Origin of the sequence: Vibrio mytili (genome assembly GCF_000830505.1) — a bacterium.
GTDB lineage: Bacteria > Pseudomonadota > Gammaproteobacteria > Enterobacterales > Vibrionaceae > Vibrio > Vibrio mytili.
On sequence record NZ_JXOK01000060.1, the window covers coordinates 1 to 414 of the forward strand.

Annotated in this window: 1 protein-coding gene; it reads right to left on the reverse strand. The window is 46.6% G+C overall.

Features of this window, described 5'->3' with window-relative positions; all coding sequences use genetic code 11:
* A partial coding sequence (locus SU60_RS15320) for a T1SS-143 repeat domain-containing protein (RefSeq protein ID WP_041156284.1) occupies nucleotides 1-414 on the reverse strand: 414 nt, incomplete at both ends.

Sequence of the window (414 nt, forward strand, 5' to 3'; positions counted from 1 at the left end):
ATCGTTTTGGTCTGAGCCAGTTGAGACGAGATCATCTTCGTTTACTGTCAATGGGACAACATTATCGATGGTGGGAACGTCATCAGTAATAGTGACTGGAATGGTCGCAGTTGTCGTATCGCCATCAAAGTCTGTTGCAATGATTGGGAAGTTCAGTACTAACTCATCACTATTTAACGCATGATCAACTGGCCCTTCCAGACGGAAATTGTATGTACCGTCTGCATTCACATTCATGGTGAAGACAGGATTGCCATCTGCGGTAGCAACGTAAGTAAAGCTGCCATCAGCATTCGCGGTCTCTACTAGAGTAACTGGTTCACCTTGAGAAGTTAAACCTGCAACAGGATCGGCTGTGGAATCAATTTGGTAACTCACCACATGGTCAGCGCCTTGGGTGGTGGTAAACGCCCC